Here is a 17,054-nt window from a genome sequence, read left to right on the forward strand (position 1 = left end):
CGACCGGCGACCCTCGATTCCCGCCACGCTACGTTCACCCGCGTGCTGAGGATCGAGATCGAGGGCGAGCCGCCGACCGTCGACCACTTCGTGCCCGGCCTGCTGGCCAACTACGGGCACTTCACCGCCATGCAGGTCCGCGACCGCCGGGTGAAGGGCCTGGACCTGCACCTTCGCCGCCTCGACCAGGCCAACCAAGAGCTGTACGGCACGCCGTTGGACGGCGACCGGGTCCGCGCCCTGATCTCGCACGCGCTGGCCGACGACGTCCGTGACGCGGCCGTCCGGGTCGTCGTGTTCGGCTTGGACGCGCCGACGGTGATGGTCGTGGTGCGCCCGCCTGCCACTCCCCCGCCGACGCCGCAGCGCCTGATGCCGGTCGACTACACGCGCCCGCTGCCGCACATCAAGCACCTCGGCGGCTTCGGCCAGCTCCACCACGGACGGCGTGCCGTCCGGGCCGGCTACGATGACGCGCTGCTCACCGCCGACAGTGTCGTGGTGGAGGGCGCGATCGCCAACATCGCGTTCTTCGACGACGGTGACGACGTGGTGTGGCCGCGGGCGGACTGGCTGCACGGCATCACCATGCAGCTGCTGGAACGGGAGCTGCCGTCACGGCGCGAGGTGGTGCGGCTGGCCGACGTGGGCCGCTACCGGGGCGCGTTCCTGACCAACTCGATCGGCGTGGTCGCGGTGTCGCGCATCGACGACGTGGAGCTCGCCGTGGACGCCGAGGCGCTCGCCCGCGTCCAGGCCGCCTACGACGCGATCACCGCCGACCCCGTTTGAGTAGATCCACCGATGCCCGCCGCATCCCGGTCACGAGAGCGTGTGCGCATGATCGACTACCGGGTTCCCGTGCAGATCGCCGTGGTGTGGCTCGTCATGGGGCTGTCCGCGGCCTTCGTCGGCTGGCTGGTGCTGGTCGGGTTCTTCCTGCAGAGCGCCGTGCTGGTCGTGATCGGCATGGCCGGCCCGTTCGCCATGGCGTACTTGATCGGCACGTTCACCCCCCGCGGCAGCCCGCTGACGGCCAAGCCGCTGCCCCGGCTCGGCTGGGCGGCGCTGGTGACCGCGTTCGGGCTGGTCGGCGCCGTGTTCTACAACGCCGTGCTGGAGTCGAGCGAACCCTCCGAACCCGCGTCGTGGCTCGCGCTGCCCGCGCTCGGCGTGCCGTTCGCGCTGGTCGCGGCGATGCTGGCGCACGGCCTCGTGGTCCGGCTCGTCGCCGGCGGGGCGACCGTCGCCGCCGTGGCGTTCGGCATCTGGCTGCCCACCACGATGCCCGGCGACGACGCCGCGTCCCGCATCGCGCACGCCGACCTGCCCGGCGGCGTGCTGCTGATCGCCACGCCGGAGGGCTACCAGTTCCCCCGGCTGACCGTCTCCGACGGCCGGGCCACCCTGGACTACAGCCGGTCCGGCGACGGCGGCGAGCTGCACGCGTTCCCCCGGCTCGTGGTGCGGCCCGCCACCGCGGGGACGACGGAGCCGGAGTACCGGCCGGACCAGGTCGACCACGTGTTCGTGCGGCGGATCGGCGAGGTGGAGGCGGTCGCCGTGGTGACGAAGAGGGCCGACGTCGAGGCGGTGCGCGAGTTCGTGCTGTCCGTGCGGCCCGCGACCGACGACGAGGTCAAGCGCCTCCTGCCGGTGGCGCCCGACCGGCGTGACCGCGACGTGCTCCGGCGCTTCGCGAACACGTGGACCCGGCTGTTCTGAGGGGCGATCAGACCGCGGGCGGCCGGTCCTCGTACGGCGTGGACAGCACGACCGTGGTGCGGGTGGACACGTTCGCCACCTCGCGGATCTGCCTGAGCAGCTCCTCCAGCGCGTGCGGCGACGCCACCCGCACCCGCAGCACGTACGAGGCGTCGCCGGCGACGGAGTAGCACGCCTCGATCTGCGGCAGGTGCTCCAGCCGCTTCGGGTAGTCGTCCGGAGCCGCGGGGTCGATCGGGGTCAGGGAGATGAACGCGGTCAGCGGCAGGCCGACCTCGTCGCCGTCCAGCCGCGCCGCGTAGCCCCGCACCACGCCGCGCTGCTCCAGCCGCCGCACCCGCTGGTGCACGGCGGACACGCTCAGCCCGACCCGTTCGGCGAGGTCGGTGAAGCTGCACCGGCCGTCCGCGGCCAGTTCGCGCAGGATCGCCCGGTCGATCGGCTCCAGGTTCGTCACGTGGGCAACACCACCAGCTCGTGCGGTCGGTTGTTGACGCTCTCCACGCCGTCGGCGGTGGCGATCACGATGTCCTCGATCCGCGCGCCCCACCGCCCGGGCAGGTAGATGCCGGGTTCGACGCTGAACGCCATGCCCGGCTCGAGCGGCAGGTCGTTGCCGCCGACGATGTAGGGGTCCTCGTGCACGTCCAGCCCGATGCCGTGGCCCGTGCGGTGGACGAAGTACTCGCCGAAACCCGCGTCGGCGATGACGTCGCGCGCGGCGGCGTCCACCGCTTCGCAGGTGACTCCGGGCCGCACCGCGTCGACGGCGGCCTGCTGGGCGGCTTGGAGCACGCCGTAGGTCCGCCAGACGTCGGCGTCGCGCGGCTCGCCGAGCACGTAGGTGCGGGTGGAGTCGGAGTTGTAGCCCTCGGCCAGCGGTCCGCCGATGTCGACCACCACCACGTCACCGGCCTCGATCACCCGGTCGGACACGTCGTGGTGCGGTGACGCGCCGTTCGGGCCCGAGGCGACGATGACGAACTCGGCCAGGGCGTGGCCCTCGGCGACGATCGCGGCGGCGATGTCGGCGCCCACCTCGGCCTCCGTGCGGCCGGGGCGCAGCCACTCGGCCATGCGCGCGTGCACCCGGTCGATCGCCGCGCCCGCCTTGCGCAACGCGGCCACCTCGGTGTCGTCCTTGCGCATCCGCAACTCTCGCAACACCGGCCCGGCCAACACCTGGTCGGCGCTGACCGCGTCCCGCAACCGCAGGGTGTGCAGCGCCGGCATCATGTCGGAGACCGCCGTCCGGTTCCCCTTCAACGCCCGCTTGACCAGGGCGTACGGGTCCTCGCCGTCCACCCACGTGGCGACTTCCACGCCGAGCTCGTCGGTGGGGACGTCGGCGTAACCCGGGTGCTCCAACTTGGGCACCACCAACACGGGGACACCACCGACCGGCACCACCAGACAGGTCAACCGCTCGAACGACGTGCCGCCGGCTCCGATGAGGTAGCGCAGGTCCGAGCCGGGCGCGACGAGCAACGCGTCCACGCCCGCGACGGCGGCGGCAGCGGTAGCCCGGTCGAGGCGCGCGCGCAGGGCGTCCACGTCGACGGGCCCAACATGGGTCGACATGCAGGGAAGCCTAGTGGTGCGGAGCCCGTCCTACGCCACAAGCCACTGCACCACGAGCCCTATCCCTCGATCGGGGCAGCACCCCCACCTACCTGCCATTTCCCACCGACCTCCTCCACGACCGGGTGATCATTGAAAACCCGATGAAAAATAACGCCGTTTCCAACCCCCTAAAACGTCGGTTGAAACAATGAGGCCCGCCGCAACCACCCCCATGCCCCAACCCCTCCACCCCCGCCCCACCCCTCCGCACACCTACCTCCCTTCCCACACATCAGCCCTCCCTTCCCACACATCAGCCCTCCCCTCCCACACATCAGCCCCTCGCCCTCGCATAAGACCCAAGAGCTGAAGTTGACCCAAGACGGAACCAGACCCGAGGACTGAACTGCACCTGGCGACCGGGTTATCCACAGGGACGGCCCGAGCGGTCTGCGATGTCGGTGGTCTCTGGCAAGCTGTCCCAGGTGAGCAACCCGCTGGTCCTGATGGACGCCGCCAGCCTGTACTTCCGGGCGTTCTACGCGCTGCCCGAGTCGATGACCGCACCGGACGGCACACCGGTGAACGCGGTGCGCGGGTTCGTCGACACGATCGCGAAGGTCATCACCGACCGGAAGGCGAGCCGCCTGGTCGCCTGCCTGGACGCCGACTGGCGCCCGGAGTTCCGCGTCGCCGCGCTCCCGTCCTACAAGGCGCACCGCGTAGCCGAGGGCGCCGCCGACGGCGAGGAAGAGGTGCCCGACACCCTCACCCCGCAGGTGCCGATCATCCTCGACGTGCTGGACGCGGTGGGCATCGCGACCGCCGAGGCCGCCGGCTACGAGGCCGACGACGTCATCGGCACCCTCGCCGCCCGCGAGACCGCCGACCCGGTCGAAGTGATCACCGGCGACCGCGACCTCTTCCAGGTCGTGCGCGACGAGCCGACCCCGGTGCGAGTCCTCTACCTCGGCCGCGGGTGGGCGAAGGCCGAGTTGCTCGGCCCGGTGGAGTTGGCCGCCAAGTACGCACTGCCGGTGCACGACGCCGGGCGCGCGTACGCCGGGATGGCCGTGCTGCGCGGCGACCCGTCCGACGGCCTGCCCGGCGTGGCCGGCATCGGCGAGAAGACGGCGGCGAAGCTGATCAGCGAGTTCGGTTCGCTGCAAGCCGTCCTCGACGCCGTGCACGACGGCCGCGACCGCAAACTGACCACCCGCGCCCGCACCGCGCTGCTCAACGCCCAGGACTACCTTGCGGTCGCACCGACCGTGGTCAACGTGGCGACCGACGCGAAGATCGTCATGGACCGCCCGGACGTCGTGCCCGCGGCACCCGCCGACCCCGACCGCGTCGCCGAGCTGACCCGGCGTTGGGGACTCGGCAGCTCGTTGCCGAGGCTGCTGTCGGCGTTGGAGCGCCGCTAGCCGCGCCAGGCCCAACCGCCTGCCGCCCAACCGCCAGTCACCGCCCGCCAGTCACCGCCCGCCAGTCACCAGCCGCCAGTCACCAGCCGCCAGTCACCAGCCGCCAGTCACCAGCCGCCAGTCACCAGCCGCCAGTCACCAGCCGCCGCCGCTGGCCGCCCAGTCGCCGACCACCCGCCGCTGGCCGCCGGTCGCGAGCGCCAGCGGCGAGCTGCCACGGACAGATCACCGGCTCCGGTCGGCCGGACGCGGCTGCTCGAAGTGGCTGCGGGTTTGCCGGCGGCTGGCGGTGGTGGTGGCCGGGCTGCGCGGCTGGCGGTGGTGGGTGGCGGTGGCGGGTTGCTGGCGGCCGTCGGTGGACGGTGAGGGCGGTGCGACGGAGGTCGGGAGGCGCTGCGCGAGGGTGGCGGGGTGAGGTTGGGAGAAGGTGGGGTTAGAAGAAGGTGCCGCTCCACGGTGGGGTGGAGACCTGGAACAGGGCGTCGGCGCGGGCGGGGGCGTTGGGGGTGACGACGTCCAGGCGGCGGGTGGCGGCGAGCGTTGTGAACGACACGTCGCCCAGGTAGGTGGAACCGAGGACGTCGACGTCCAGCACCAGCTCGGGCGCGTCGTCGACCCGCGTCACGCCGTCCGCCGCTACGCGGTACGAACCCGCGTTCTCCGGCAGGTAGGCGTCGCGCACGCCGATCACCACCGGCTCGGCCTGGCGGTACGTTCGCGCCGACAGGGCGGCCGGGACGTCGAGCAGGCGCAGCCACGTCTCGTCGGTCTCCGCGGCCACCCGGCACGCGCGCCGGTCGCCCAGCAGCCACTCCACCGGCTCGTCCACCGGCCGACCGGCCGCCGACACCTCCACCACCAGGTCGACGCCGAGCACGAACAGCCACAGGTCGGCCCACGCCTCGGCGTCGCGCGCCCACAGGTCCAGGACCATCAGCGTGGTCGGCCTCTCCTCGCTCGAGTCGTGCCTGCCGGGCTCGACCTTGAACGCCACGTAGCCGTCGTCACCGGCCGCGCCCGAGCGCACCGCGAACTTGATGTTCTCGTCGGCCGCCACGCGCCGGACGTTCAGGCTCCACCACGCGGGCCACCGGGCGATCGTGCCCGCACGCCCCGGCGACAGCTCGTCGAACAGCCCGCGCGCGATCCGCTCCCCCGCCTCACCCTCGACCAGCCGCACCCGACCGACCGGGCGCGTGCGCGGGGCGGCCTGGCGCCGGTCGATGCGCAGGTTCCGGTACCTGGTGGCGACGCCGTAGCCGTACCGGCCGTAGATGGCGGTCTCCGACGCGCGCAAGGTGGCGATCACGTCGCCGCCCGACCGCAGCGCCCGCAGCTGCGCCCGCTGCAACGCGCTCAGCACACCGCGGCGCGTCCAGTCCGCCCGCACCCCGACCCGGCTCACGGCGGCGTGCGGCAAAACGGCCCCGCCCGGCACGGCCAGCCGGGACGGGAACGACTGCACCGTGCCGATCATCTCCCCGTCGCCGAACGCGCCGAACACGCGCCCCTCGTCGTACGACTCTTGCGCGAACTTCCACTGGTCGTCGGGGGCGGGCGCGTGGTGCAGCGTGCCGCGGAACAGGGTGTGCGCGGTCCGGTACTGGGAGTCGTCCAGCACCCGGATGTCGTAATCGGTCACCTCCGCATGGTGCCTCAGAGGTCACTCGCATTGCTAACGAGATTCACCGCGCCAAGCCAACGAGGCGCGAACCAACGAGGCGTCAAGCCAACGAGGCGCGAAAGCCGCGAGGCCACCCCCGCGTCGACAGCGGGAGTGGCCTCGGGGCAACGGAGCGGGAGGTCAGCCGGCGGGCTGGCCGACCTCGTACTCGCCGTCCTCGGTCTTCACGGTGATCTTGACCGTCTTGTCCTTGCCGCCGACCTTCACCTTGCACTCGAAGGTCGTGTTCGGCTTGACCTCCTGCTCGGCCGGGCAGGTCGCGCCCTCCACGTCGGAGATCTTGTAGTCGTCCTTCAGCACGCCGACGACACCGTTCTGCACGGCGGTCTGGTCGAAGACCTTGGTGTTGAAGAACCCTGGCGCGACGAAACCGGTGATGCCGACGGCCGCGACCACCAGCACGACCAGCGCAACCACGACCCACAGCACGGCGCTGGACTTCTTCGGCGGCTGCTGGCCGTACTGCCCCGGCTGACCGAACTGACCAGGCCCCTGCCCGAACTGGCCGGGCTGACCCGGCTGGCCGAACTGGCCGGGCTGCCCGTACTGACCCTGCTGCGGCTGCCCGTACGGGTTCGACTGCGGGTTGTTCGGGTCGTACCCGGCGGGGTACTGCTGCGTGTACGGCTGCTGGCCCGGCTGCTGCCCCCACTGCTGCTGTTGCTGCTGCTGCGAGGGGTCCGGCTGCCCGTAGGGATTGGGCTGCTGAGCGGGGAAACCACCCGACGGCGTGCCCGGGTACCCACCACCGTAGGGCTGTTGCTGCTGGCCCCACTGCGGCTGCGGGTCGTTCCCTCCGGACGGTCCGTACGGACTGGTCATGCTCGGCCTCCGACGGTCGGTCTGGACAAGGTCGGTCTGCAAACGATCTGGACAAGCTGTTCAAGGCTTGCGGGCGCGATCAAACCACAGCCACCCGCACGGTACCCACCCGCCCCGCAAAGCTTTGTCAAACGGTGGCCATCGCCACCACCCCGCGGCGCAACGCGTCCACCGCCTTGCGCGCGGCGGCGCCCACCGGATCACCGCCGCCGACGACGTCCCGGATCTGGTCCAGGAAGTCGATCACCTGCCGGCACCACCGCACGAAGTCGCCCGCGCCGAGCTCGGCGCCGTTCTCCTCCGCCGCGGACAGCACCTTCTCCAACGACTCGCCGCGCGCCCACCGGTACACCGCCCACGCGAAACCCGGGTCGGGCTGCCGGGTCCGGTCGAGCCGATGTCTGCGCTCGTCGTCCTCCAGCTCCGCCCACAGCCGCGCGGTCGCGGTCAGCGCGTCCGCCACCTTGCCCGGTGGCAGCCTGGCTTCCAGCGGACCGTCCCGGCGCGCCTCGTACACCAGCGCCGACACGACGGCGGCGAGTTCGGCCGGGTCGAGGTCGCGCCACACGCCGTGCCGCAGGCATTCGGCGGCCAGCAGGTCGGACTCGCTGTAGAGCCTGGTCAGCCGCTTGCCGTGCTCGGTGACCTCCTCGCCGGGCCCGTTCTCGTCGGCGTGCAGGTAGCCGCGTTCGCGCAGCAGGCCGCGGATCCGGTCGAACTCGCGCGCCAACGAGTGCGTGGTGGCGGCGACCTTGCGCTCGACCTGCTCGGTCTCGGCCAGCAGCCGGTGGTACCGCTCGCCCCAGCGGGCGTGCTCCTCGCGCTTCTCGCAGCCGTGGCAGGGGTGCGCGCGCAAGGCCCGCCGCAACGTGGCCAGTTCCGCGTCGTCGTCCGCCGTCGAACGGCGCTTGCGCATGGCCGGCGCGACGATCCCGGTGGCGCGCAACGACGCCGCCAGGTCGCGCCGCGACTTCGGCGAACGCGTGTCGACCTGCTTCGGCAGCCGCATCTTGCCCAGCACTTCCACGGGCATGGGGAAGTCCGCCGACGACAGCCGGCCGGCCCACCGGTCCTCGGTCACGACGAACGGCCGCGCCTCGCCGAGCGGTTCGAGCCCCGGGTCGATCACGACGGCCAGCCCGGACCGGCGCCCGGACGGCACCGCGATCACGTCACCCTTGCGCAGCCGCTCCAGCGACTGCGCCGCCTCGGCCCGCTTCGCGGAGGTGTTCTGGCGCGCCAACGCCTTCTCCCGCTCGGCGACCCGGCGGCGCAGCGACGCGTACTCGGTGAAGTCTCCGAGGTGGCACGTCATCGCCTCGGCGTAGCCGCCGAGCGCTTCGCGGTTGCGCTCGATCCGCCGGGCCAGCCCGACCACCGACCGGTCGGCCTGGAACTGGGCGAAGGACTGCTCCAGGATCTCCCGGGCCGCCGCGGCGCCGAGCTGGTTCACCAGGTTGACGGCCATGTTGTAGCCGGGGCGGAACGACGAGCGCAGCGGGTACGTGCGGGTGGACGCGAGGCCGCCGACGGCCTTCGGGTCGACGCCGGGCTGCCACACCACCACGGCGTGGCCCTCGACGTCGATGCCGCGCCGCCCCGCGCGGCCGGTGAGCTGCGTGTACTCGCCGGGGGTGAGGTCGACGTGCGCTTCGCCGTTGTACTTGACGAGCTTCTCCAGCACGACGGTGCGCGCGGGCATGTTGATGCCGAGCGCCAGCGTCTCGGTGGCGAACACGACCTTCACGAGGCCGCGGACGAACAGCTCCTCCACGGTCTCCTTGAACGCGGGCAGCAGGCCGGCGTGGTGGCTGGCGATGCCGCGTTCGAGGGCCTCGCGCCACTCCCAGTAGCCCAGCACCATCAGGTCGCCCTGCGGCAGGTCCTTGGTCTTCTCCTCGATGACCTCGCGGATCTGCTCGACCTCGTCGTTGGAGTTGAGCCGCAGCCCGGCCCGCACGCACTGGAGGACGGCCGCGTCGCAGCCCGCCCGGCTGAACACGAAGTCGATGGCGGGCAGCAGGCCCGCGCCGTCGAGCCGCTGCACGATGTCGACCCGGGACGGCGGCTTGAACCCGGAGCCGCGCGGCGGACGGCCCCGCTGGTCCTTGTTGTTGCGGTTGCGGCTCCACGGCACGTGGAAGCGGGCCAGGTCGTCGGTGTGCCGCAGCAGCTGGGGGTTGATGCGGGTGTGCCCGTCGGGGCCCTCGCCGGCGAACAGGTCCATCATCCGGCCGCCCGCCATCATGTGCTGCCACAGCGGCACGGGCCGGTGCTCGTCGACGACGACGGTGGTGTCGCCGCGGACCTCGACGAGCCACTCGCCGAACTCCTCGGCGTTGCTGACGGTGGCGGACAGGCCGACGAGCCGCACGGACTCGGGCAGGTGCAGGATCACTTCCTCCCACACGGGGCCGCGGAACCGGTCGGCCAGGTAGTGGATCTCGTCCATGACCACGTAGGCGAGGGTCTTGAGGGTGGAGGAGCCCGCGTACAGCATGTTGCGCAGGACCTCGGTGGTCATCACGACGATCGGCGCGTCGCCGTTGACCGACGTGTCACCGGTGAGCAGGCCGACCTTCGCGGCGCCGTAGCGGGCGACCAGGTCGGCGTACTTCTGGTTGGACAGGGCCTTGATCGGCGTCGTGTAGAAGCACTTGCGGCCCTCGGTCAGGGCCAGGTGCACGGCGAACTCGCCGACGACCGTCTTGCCGGCGCCGGTGGGGGCGCAGACCAGCACGCCGTGCCCGTCTTCCAGCGCCTCGCAGGCGCGTTCCTGGAACGGGTCGAGTTCGAACGAGATGACCCCCAGGAAGTCGGCCAGCTTGGGCCGGGAGGAGCGGCGGCGGAAGTCCGCGTACGAGTCGGCTGGAGACCGCGGAGTGCTTGACACCTGTCCAGGCTGTCATACGGGACCGACAAAATCGCTTCAGATCCGCAGCGGAACCCGGAACAGCGCCGCGACCGGGTCCGGGACGCTTCTTTTAATCAACACTGAAGCTATAAAGACCATGAATATGGACCATGGGGCAGACTCGGTAGCCGTGGAAGCGATCCCGTTGGCGGAGGGCGACCTCCGGTGGGTGTTCCCCGACCTGGTCGAGGTCGACCCGGTGCTCGCCGTGCTGAGGCTGGCCGAGGCGCGGATCGAGCGGTTGGCCGGCCACCTCGGCAGACCGGGCGCCGGGCTGGTGTTCGACCACCTGCCCGGCGCGCCCTACGCGGGGCTGTCGGCGCTCGCCGAGTTCGAGGAGGTGGCCTTCCTCGTGCACGTCTCGCTGCCGCGCGACCCGCACCGCAACGTGCTGCGACCGCCTCCGCCGTGGCAGGTGGAGGGTGAGATCTCGGTCCGCTGCGACGCGATCCGGGACTGCGGCAGGCACGAGATCGAGACCGTCGAGTCGGCGCACGGCACGCCGTTGGACGCCGCGGACGGGGTGCTGACCATCGCCGGCTGGCTGTTCGACCGGGGCACGACGGAGCCGCACGGCTCGTGGCGCAAGCGCGACGTGATCAGCCGGCACCGGTGACGGCGACGAGGGCGCCCGGGACGCACGTGGTGGTCAGCGGCACGCCGCCGAGCCGCTCGCCGTCGGCGTAGGCGACCCAGGTCGGCCCGGACAGCCGTGCGGAACGGGCCCGGAGCGTGCGCACGGCGGGGTGGTCCACGTGCCGGCCGGTGCGGAGGGTGGGCAGCATCCGCAGCAGGGTGCGGCGCGGCGTGGCGCGCACCACGGTCAGGTCGAACAGGCCGTCGCTCGTGGAGGCGTCCGGGCAGACCGGGATGCCGCCGCCGTAGCTGGTCGTGTTGCCGACCGCGACCAGCAGCGCGTCCAGTTCCAGCACGTCATCCTCGGTCTCGACGACCAGCCGCTGCGGCCGCAGCGCCGCCAGCTCGGCCAGGATCGCCAGGTCGTAGCGGCGTGGTCCGGCGGGCCGGCGCATCGCGTTCGCGCGCTCGTTGACCGCGGAGTCGAAGCCCGCGCACAGCACGGTGGCGAACCAGGGGCCGTGCTCCACCCGCCCGAGGTCGAACCTGGTGCGGTGGCCCTCGCGCAACGCGGTCACCACGTCGTCCACGGAGGTCGTGCCGAGGGCCGCGGCCAGGTCGTTGCCGGTGCCGGCGGGCACCACGGCCAGCGCCGTCGCTGACTGCGCGCACGCCTGGACGGCCAGGTGCGCGCCGCCGTCGCCGCCGAGGACCACGAGCACGTCGACGCCGTCGGCCACCGCCCGGCGCGCGGCCTCGGCCGTGCCCTCGGCGCTGGACGCCACGTGCAGGTCGAGCCGGTCGACCACGCCGCGCAGCCGTTCCGCGACGGTGCCGGCCATGCGCGCGGCCCTGCCCCTGCCCGAGGTGGGGCACACCAGCAGGGCAGCCCTCGTTGACGTCGACATGGTCCGGCAGCCTACAAAGCCTTCACCGGATCGAGTGATCAGGTCACGTCGTCGTAGCGAACCTTGCCGGGCGGAGCCGGCGTCGGGTCGGGAGTGGGCACCGGTTCGGGTGACGGTTCCTCGACCGCCGACGGCGTGTAGTCGAACGGCGCGGCCTCGTCGTCCGCGAGGTCGTCCAGCCCCTCGGCCTTGCGCCTGCGCTCGACGCGCCGGTCGTGCACCCTGGCGATCTGGATCGCCAGCTCGAACAGCAGCACGAGCGCCACGGCCAGCGCGACCATGGAGATCGGGTCGGTGCCCGGGGTGGCGATCGCGGCGAAGATGAACAGGCCGAAGATGATGCCGCGCCGCCACTTGCGCAGCTTCTCGTAGCTGACCACGCCGACCTGGTTGAGCATCACCACGATCAGCGGCAGCTCGAAGCTCACGCCGAAGATCAGCAGCAGCGTCATGACGAAGCTGACGTACTCGCCGGCGGTGAGGGCGGTGATGAACTGCTCGTCACCGAAGCCGATCAGCACGGCCAGGCCCTGCGGCACGATGTAGAACGCCAGCGTGGCGCCCGCGACGAACAGCACCGACGCGCACGCCACGAAGACGATGGCGAAGCGCCGCTCCTTGGCGTACAGGCCCGGCGAGATGAACCGCCACACCTGGTAGAGCCACAGGGGCGCGGTCAGCGCCATGCCCGCGCCGGCACCGACCTTCAACCGGATCATGAAGGCCTCGAACGGCTTGGTCTGCAGCAGCTGGCAGCCCTTGCCCTCCTGGGTGAGGCGCAGGGTCTCCGGGATGCCGCAGTACGGGTCGATGACGATCGAGGCGAGGCTGGGCAGGCCGAAGGGGTACCAGCTCCACCAGATGAAACCGAAGATCGCACCGCCCGCGATGAACAGCAGCGCCAGACCCAGGCGGTGCCGGAGGTCGTAGAGGTGGTGCTTCAACGACATCGTGCCGTCCGGGTTGGCCCGACGACTCGTGATCTTGCGGCGCTCCCGGCGCTCGGCCCACCACCGGACCGGACTTGCCCCCACCGTGCGGACCGTCCTTAGGCTCTCGTCGACGCGGTTCTAGTTGGTGTTCTGCTTGTTCTGCAGGTTCTGCGCGGACTGCTCGATCGGCTGGGCCACCTGCGGCTGCGCCACGGGCTGGGCGACCTGCTGGGGCTGCGCGACCGGCTGCTGGGCCACCTGCGGCTGGGCGGGCGGCAGCTGCTGCGGCGCGGGCGCCTGCTGCGCCGTCGTCGTGCCCTGCTGCTGCGGGTCGTCCTCGCTGCGCAGGCCCTTCGTCTCGGCCTTGAGGATCTTCGCCGAACGACCGATCGAGCGCGCCATGTCGGGCAGCTTCTTCGCGCCGAAGAGCAGGATGATCACCACGGCGATGATGATCAGCTCGGTTGGTCCGAGGTTAGGCACGGTTGTCCTCCTGTCTCCCCCGGTCCACCGATGGTACGCGGGGCTTGCCCTCGCGGGCGTGATCCGGACGCCGTTCGGCGATGGCCACCCCGAGCGCGGCAGAGCGCGCCCGCAGCAGACCGACGCCGTCGCCGACCCTGTCACCCACCAGAGTGCTTGCGGCGCGGAAGCGACGCAAGGATCGGATGACTCGGACCGCGATCGGGACGAGCACCACCACCCCGAGGACGATCAGCACCAGGCTCGGCAAGTACGGCACGGCACCACCGTACTTGCCCTAGGTTGCCGGGAGGTGATCCGCCCGGCGCAACGCCGCCTCGGCCTGTCGGGCGACCTCGGCCACCAGGTCGGGCGGCTGCTCCACGTGCGCTTCGCCGCCCAACCCGAGCAGCAGCCGCACCATCCAGGCCGTGTCGGCGTACCGCATGAGCACCCTGGCGCGACCTTCGGGCAACTCGACCAGGCCGTCGGTCGGGTAGTACTCGGCCACCCAGCGGGCGTCCGGTTCGAGCACCAGCACGGCCGTGCGCTGCGACGGGTCCGGCTGGAACAACCCCTCCGACGTGTCGGTGGGCGTCGCGTGGGGCGGCGGGGCGGCAGGCTCGGCCAGCACGTCGACGGCGTCGATCCGGTCGAGGCGGAACAGCCGCACGCCGTCCGCCGCGCGGCACCAGGCCTCCAGGTAGCCGCGGCCCTCCACCAGCAGCATCCGCATCGGGTCCACGACCCGGGCGGTGATCTCGTCGCGCGAGGGCGTGTAGTAGCGCAGGTGCAGGGCACGGCCGCGGCGCACGCCGTCGGACACCGCGTCGCGCACGCGTGCCGTCTCCGGCGCTTCCCGCAGGGCCAGTCCCACGGCCACGCCGGCGGGCTGCGCCTGGCCGACGGCGGCCTCGATCTTGGCCACCGCCCGCTGCACCGCGTCCTGGTCGGCCACTCCGGGCGTCTCGACCAGCGCGCGCAGCGCCACGAGCAGCGACGTCGCCTCGGCCGCGGTCAGCCGCAGCGGGCGGCTCATGCCCGCGTCGAACGTGACGGTGACCGTCTCGCCCTCGAACGACAGGTCGATCAGGTCGCCCGGGCCGTAGCCGGGCAGGCCGCACATCCACAGCAGTTCGAGGTCCTTGCGGATCTGCTTGGGCGTGACCTCGAAGTCGGCGGCGACCTCGTCGATCGGGATGCCGGGCCGGGCCAGCAGGTAGGGCACGAGGGCGAGCAGCCGGGGCAGCCGGTCGGTGGCGGCGTTCACGCGCGCACCCCCGCCCCGCGCAGCGCGCCGAGCAGCTTCTCCCGCACGGTCTTGGCCAGCACTTCCGGTTCGAGCACCACCACGTCCGGGCCGAAGCCCGCGATCCACCCGGCGGCCGAGTCGGGGAACCTCAGCTCGATCTCCAGCACGTCGCCGGGCTCGCCGTCGAAGTCCCGCGCGCCGACGACCTTCGCCCGCCTGCGCACGCCCTGCGCCCGGCCCCGCGCGACCCACAGCTTGGCGGTGGCGGGCTGCTGGTCGGCGGCGGGCTGGTTGCGGACCACGAACGACAGCAGGTCGAACTGCTCGGGCGGCGCCACGGCGCCCGCCTTGCCGACCGCGCGGACGTCGCCGACGATGCGGGAGAGCCGGAAGCAGCGCGGCGCGTCGCGGTCGCGGTCGTGCCCGACGAGGTACCAGCGGCCGCGCCAGGCGACCACGCCCCACGGCTCGACGGTGCGGGTGCGCACCTCGACCGACACGGGGCGGCGGTAGTCGAACTCGACCACGCGCGCCTGCTGGACGGCGGCGAGCAGCGGCGGGAACGCGGGTTCGCTGGTGCGGACCTTCGGCTCGACCGGCACGTGCACGTCCTGGTCGACGTCGACGCCCGCGGCGCGGAGCTTGATGAGCGCGCCGTGCGCGGCGCCGGTGAACTGCGGCGAGTCCCAGAGCCGGGCGGCCAGCGCCACGGCGGCGGCCTCGTCGGGTTCGAGGTCGATGTCGCCGAGCTCGTAGTCCCGGCGGGCGATGCGGTACCCGTCGATCGCGTCGAAGCCGGTGCTGCGGCCGGTCTCCAGCGGCACGCCGAGGTCGCGCAGCTCGGTCTTGTCGCGTTCGAACATGCGGAAGAACGCCTCGTCCGTCGCGGCGTCGGCATAGCCGGGGACGATGGCGCGGATGCGCTCGGCGGTCAGGTACTGCCGGGTCGACAGCAGGCACAGCACCAGGTTGACGAGCCGTTCGGCACGTGCGATGGCCACACCGGAACCCTAACCCCGGACGAACGCCCGGTGACGCCATCCCCGCCCTGAACGCGGATGAATGGTCCGTTCAGCCGATTGCCGGGCCGGACGCCGCGGCCCGGCGGGGCGCCTCCCGGGCTCCGTTCCGCCCGGGAAGCGCCCCGTCCGCGCAGGTCACGGCCGCGGGCCGGTCAGCCGCCAATCGCCGCGAGGCCCGCGCGGGCGAAGCGCTCGTCGAGGTCGCCGCTGGGGGCGCCGCCGACGCCGATGCCCGCGACGGGCGCGCCGTCGGACACCACCGGCACCCCGCCGGCCAGGAACAGCGTGCCGGGGATGTCGCGCAACGTCGCGCCGTCGCCGGTCACCCGGCCCCCGAGCGCCGACGTCGGCGCGTTGAACGACACCGACGTGAACGCCTTCCGGCGGGCCGACTCCTCGCTCTGCGGCCCGGCGCCGTCGCCGTGCAGGAGCACGACCAGGTCGCCGCCCCGGTCGACGACGGCGACCGTGACCCGCTGGCCCTCCTTCTCCGCAGCGTCCAACGCCGCCTGCGCCGCCTGGACGGCCGCGTCGACCGTGATGGTCGTCGTGGTCCGCACCGCGACGCCGCTGCGCCCGTGCTGCTGGTCGGCCACCGCGTACCCGCCGGCTCCCGCCACGGACAACGCCACCAGCACCGCGATCGTGGTCTTGCGCATCGCCACACCCTCCTCGTCCGGTTTCGTGCCGGTTCCGAGCCTGGCCGCGCCCGACCGCCCCGACCTGGTGGTTCCGGTCGACACCCGTTCAACCCATCGGTTGACCCCGCGGGCCGGAACCTGGCCTAGGGTCGGCCCCGTGTGGCTGCACCGGGCGATGCACGCGGGCTTCTACGTGCTGCTGACGGCGTCGGCGGCGCGGTACCTCGCGTACCACGGCGTCGCGCCCGTCGTGCTGCTCACCGCCGCCGTGCTGGGCGCGGCCTACCCGTTCGGGGTGCGGTGGACCGGCGCGCTGCCCGCCGTGCTCGCGCTGTGGTTGGCGCTGGTGTGGTTGGCGCCGAGCTTCGGCTGGTGCGCGATCCCCCTGTTCTTCCAGTGCCTGCGGCAGCTGCGGCCGCGGGTGGCCGTGCCGCTGGCCGCCGTGCTCACCGCCGCGGTGGTGCTCGCGCAGGTGCGGCTGGCCGAGACGGTCGAGCCGAGCCTGGTGCTCGGCCCGGTCGGCGTCGCGGTGATCACCGCGGCCGTGTTCTTCGACCGCCGCCGCCTGCTGCACCAGGCCGGTGCGCTGCGGGAACGGCAGCGGCTGGCCCGGGAGATCCACGACACGCTGGCGCAGGGCCTGTCCAGCATCACGCTGCTCCTCGAGCTCGGCGACACCGACCGCGCCCGCGAGGTGGCCAAGGAGAACCTCGCCGAGGCGCGCCGGTTCGTCCGCGACCTCTCGCCGTTGAGCGGCCGCACGCTGACCGACGCGCTGCGCGCCCTGTGCGACCGGGTCGAGGTGGAGGGCGAGCCGTACCCGCTGCCGGTGCCGGTGGAGGTGGCGTTGCTGCGGGTCGCGCAGGGCGCGCTGGCGAACGTCCGGGAGCACGCCGACGCCACCACCGCCGTCCTGACGCTGACGTACCTGGGCGACGCGGTGACGCTCGACGTGCGCGACGACGGCCGCGGGTTCGACCCGGCCGCGGTCCGCCCGGAACCGGGCCGGGGCTACGGGCTGGACGCGATCCGCGACCGGGTCGCCGAGCTCGGCGGCACGATGACGGTGGAGAGCGCGCCGGGCGAGGGCACGGCGCTGGCCGTGAGCGTGCCGACGCCGTGACCG

General features: G+C 72.7%; 17 protein-coding genes. 5 read left to right on the forward strand and 12 right to left on the reverse strand.

Features of this window, described 5'->3' with window-relative positions; genetic code table 11:
- Positions 1-42: 42 nt before the first annotated feature.
- Positions 43-792 carry an aminotransferase class IV gene (locus ABTZ99_RS19390; RefSeq protein ID WP_499612723.1) on the forward strand — a complete coding sequence of 250 codons (750 nt, stop codon included), beginning with the start codon at positions 43-45 and terminating at the stop codon, positions 790-792.
- A gap of 48 nt (positions 793-840) precedes the next feature.
- Complete coding sequence (locus tag ABTZ99_RS19395; protein WP_499612725.1) at positions 841-1,725, forward strand: hypothetical protein; 885 nt, start codon at positions 841-843, stop codon at positions 1,723-1,725.
- A 7-nt stretch (positions 1,726-1,732) separates the two neighbouring features.
- Here the strand turns inward: ABTZ99_RS19395 and ABTZ99_RS19400 are convergent, their stop codons facing one another.
- On the reverse strand, positions 1,733-2,182 hold the full coding sequence (locus tag ABTZ99_RS19400; RefSeq protein WP_197289421.1) for an Lrp/AsnC family transcriptional regulator: 450 nt from the start codon (positions 2,180-2,182) through the stop codon (positions 1,733-1,735).
- Complete coding sequence (locus ABTZ99_RS19405; RefSeq protein ID WP_498775897.1) at positions 2,179-3,306, reverse strand: M24 family metallopeptidase; 1,128 nt, start codon at positions 3,304-3,306, stop codon at positions 2,179-2,181. The genes ABTZ99_RS19400 and ABTZ99_RS19405 overlap by 4 nt, the downstream gene beginning before the upstream one ends.
- A 467-nt stretch (positions 3,307-3,773) precedes the next feature.
- Here ABTZ99_RS19405 and ABTZ99_RS19410 point away from each other — a divergent pair, with 467 nt between their 5' ends.
- Positions 3,774-4,715, forward strand: coding sequence for a 5'-3' exonuclease (locus ABTZ99_RS19410; protein ID WP_498776137.1), 942 nt, complete (start codon positions 3,774-3,776; stop codon positions 4,713-4,715).
- A gap of 433 nt (positions 4,716-5,148) precedes the next feature.
- Here ABTZ99_RS19410 and ABTZ99_RS19415 read toward each other — a convergent pair whose 3' ends face one another.
- From ABTZ99_RS19415 to ABTZ99_RS19425, 3 genes are all read right to left on the reverse strand, one after another.
- Positions 5,149-6,357 carry a GNAT family N-acetyltransferase gene (locus tag ABTZ99_RS19415; protein ID WP_499612728.1) on the reverse strand — a complete coding sequence of 403 codons (1,209 nt, stop codon included), beginning with the start codon at positions 6,355-6,357 and terminating at the stop codon, positions 5,149-5,151.
- A 162-nt stretch (positions 6,358-6,519) separates the two neighbouring features.
- Positions 6,520-7,221, reverse strand: coding sequence for a DUF4333 domain-containing protein (locus ABTZ99_RS19420; RefSeq protein WP_499612730.1), 702 nt, complete (start codon positions 7,219-7,221; stop codon positions 6,520-6,522).
- A 127-nt stretch (positions 7,222-7,348) separates the two neighbouring features.
- A complete protein-coding gene (locus ABTZ99_RS19425) occupies positions 7,349-10,114 on the reverse strand; it encodes a DEAD/DEAH box helicase (RefSeq protein ID WP_498775890.1) in 2,766 nt (921 codons plus the stop codon).
- Positions 10,115-10,265: 151 nt separating this feature from the next.
- Here ABTZ99_RS19425 and ABTZ99_RS19430 point away from each other — a divergent pair, with 151 nt between their 5' ends.
- Positions 10,266-10,751 (forward strand): hypothetical protein, encoded by a 486-nt coding sequence (locus ABTZ99_RS19430; RefSeq protein ID WP_498775888.1) that lies wholly within the window; start codon positions 10,266-10,268, stop codon positions 10,749-10,751.
- On the opposite strand, the gene ABTZ99_RS19435 is transcribed toward ABTZ99_RS19430, so the two are convergent.
- The 7 genes from ABTZ99_RS19435 to ABTZ99_RS19465 all read right to left on the reverse strand — a co-directional run bounded on the left by ABTZ99_RS19435 (position 10,735) and on the right by ABTZ99_RS19465 (position 15,946).
- Positions 10,735-11,619 carry a diacylglycerol/lipid kinase family protein gene (locus ABTZ99_RS19435; protein WP_498775886.1) on the reverse strand — a complete coding sequence of 295 codons (885 nt, stop codon included), beginning with the start codon at positions 11,617-11,619 and terminating at the stop codon, positions 10,735-10,737. The genes ABTZ99_RS19430 and ABTZ99_RS19435 overlap by 17 nt on opposite strands.
- 38 nt (positions 11,620-11,657) lie before the next feature.
- The gene (gene tatC / locus ABTZ99_RS19440) at positions 11,658-12,569 is read right to left on the reverse strand and encodes a twin-arginine translocase subunit TatC (protein ID WP_498776135.1); all 912 of its coding nucleotides are present in this window, start codon (positions 12,567-12,569) and stop codon (positions 11,658-11,660) included.
- A gap of 120 nt (positions 12,570-12,689) precedes the next feature.
- Entirely contained in the window at positions 12,690-13,034 is a 345-nt protein-coding gene (tatA, locus tag ABTZ99_RS19445; protein WP_498775884.1) for a Sec-independent protein translocase subunit TatA, read from the reverse strand.
- On the reverse strand, positions 13,027-13,293 hold the full coding sequence (locus tag ABTZ99_RS19450) for a bacteriophage holin (RefSeq protein WP_499612733.1): 267 nt from the start codon (positions 13,291-13,293) through the stop codon (positions 13,027-13,029). Before ABTZ99_RS19450 ends, tatA begins: the two co-directional genes overlap by 8 nt.
- Before the next feature lie 18 nt (positions 13,294-13,311).
- Positions 13,312-14,283, reverse strand: a complete 972-nt coding sequence (locus ABTZ99_RS19455) for a helix-turn-helix transcriptional regulator (RefSeq protein WP_498775880.1) — start codon at positions 14,281-14,283, stop codon at positions 13,312-13,314.
- Positions 14,280-15,266: a helix-turn-helix transcriptional regulator gene (locus ABTZ99_RS19460; protein WP_498775878.1), complete on the reverse strand. Its 987-nt coding sequence runs from the start codon at positions 15,264-15,266 to the stop codon at positions 14,280-14,282. The genes ABTZ99_RS19455 and ABTZ99_RS19460 overlap by 4 nt, the downstream gene beginning before the upstream one ends.
- Before the next feature lie 173 nt (positions 15,267-15,439).
- Positions 15,440-15,946, reverse strand: a complete 507-nt coding sequence (locus tag ABTZ99_RS19465) for a GlcG/HbpS family heme-binding protein (protein ID WP_499612736.1) — start codon at positions 15,944-15,946, stop codon at positions 15,440-15,442.
- Between the two features lie 139 nt (positions 15,947-16,085).
- Between ABTZ99_RS19465 and ABTZ99_RS19470 the strand changes: the two genes are divergently transcribed.
- Positions 16,086-17,051, forward strand: a complete 966-nt coding sequence (locus tag ABTZ99_RS19470; protein WP_499612738.1) for a sensor histidine kinase — start codon at positions 16,086-16,088, stop codon at positions 17,049-17,051.
- Positions 17,052-17,054: the final 3 nt, after the last annotated feature.

It is taken from the genome of Actinosynnema sp. NPDC002837, assembly GCF_040295345.1.
Lineage (GTDB): Bacteria > Actinomycetota > Actinomycetes > Mycobacteriales > Pseudonocardiaceae > Actinosynnema.

Bases quoted from the DNA above. Each gene is read 5' to 3' on its own strand.
- ABTZ99_RS19435 (WP_498775886.1), bottom strand. From the start codon at position 11,619: ATGTCGACGTCAACGAGGGCTGCCCTGCTGGTGTGCCCCACCTCGGGC.
- ABTZ99_RS19420 (WP_499612730.1), bottom strand. From the start codon at position 7,221: ATGACCAGTCCGTACGGACCGTCCGGAGGGAACGACCCGCAGCCGCAG.
- ABTZ99_RS19395 (WP_499612725.1), top strand. From the start codon at position 841: ATGATCGACTACCGGGTTCCCGTGCAGATCGCCGTGGTGTGGCTCGTC.
- ABTZ99_RS19405 (WP_498775897.1), bottom strand. From the start codon at position 3,306: ATGTCGACCCATGTTGGGCCCGTCGACGTGGACGCCCTGCGCGCGCGC.
- ABTZ99_RS19465 (WP_499612736.1), bottom strand. From the start codon at position 15,946: ATGCGCAAGACCACGATCGCGGTGCTGGTGGCGTTGTCCGTGGCGGGA.
- tatC (WP_498776135.1), bottom strand. From the start codon at position 12,569: ATGTCGTTGAAGCACCACCTCTACGACCTCCGGCACCGCCTGGGTCTG.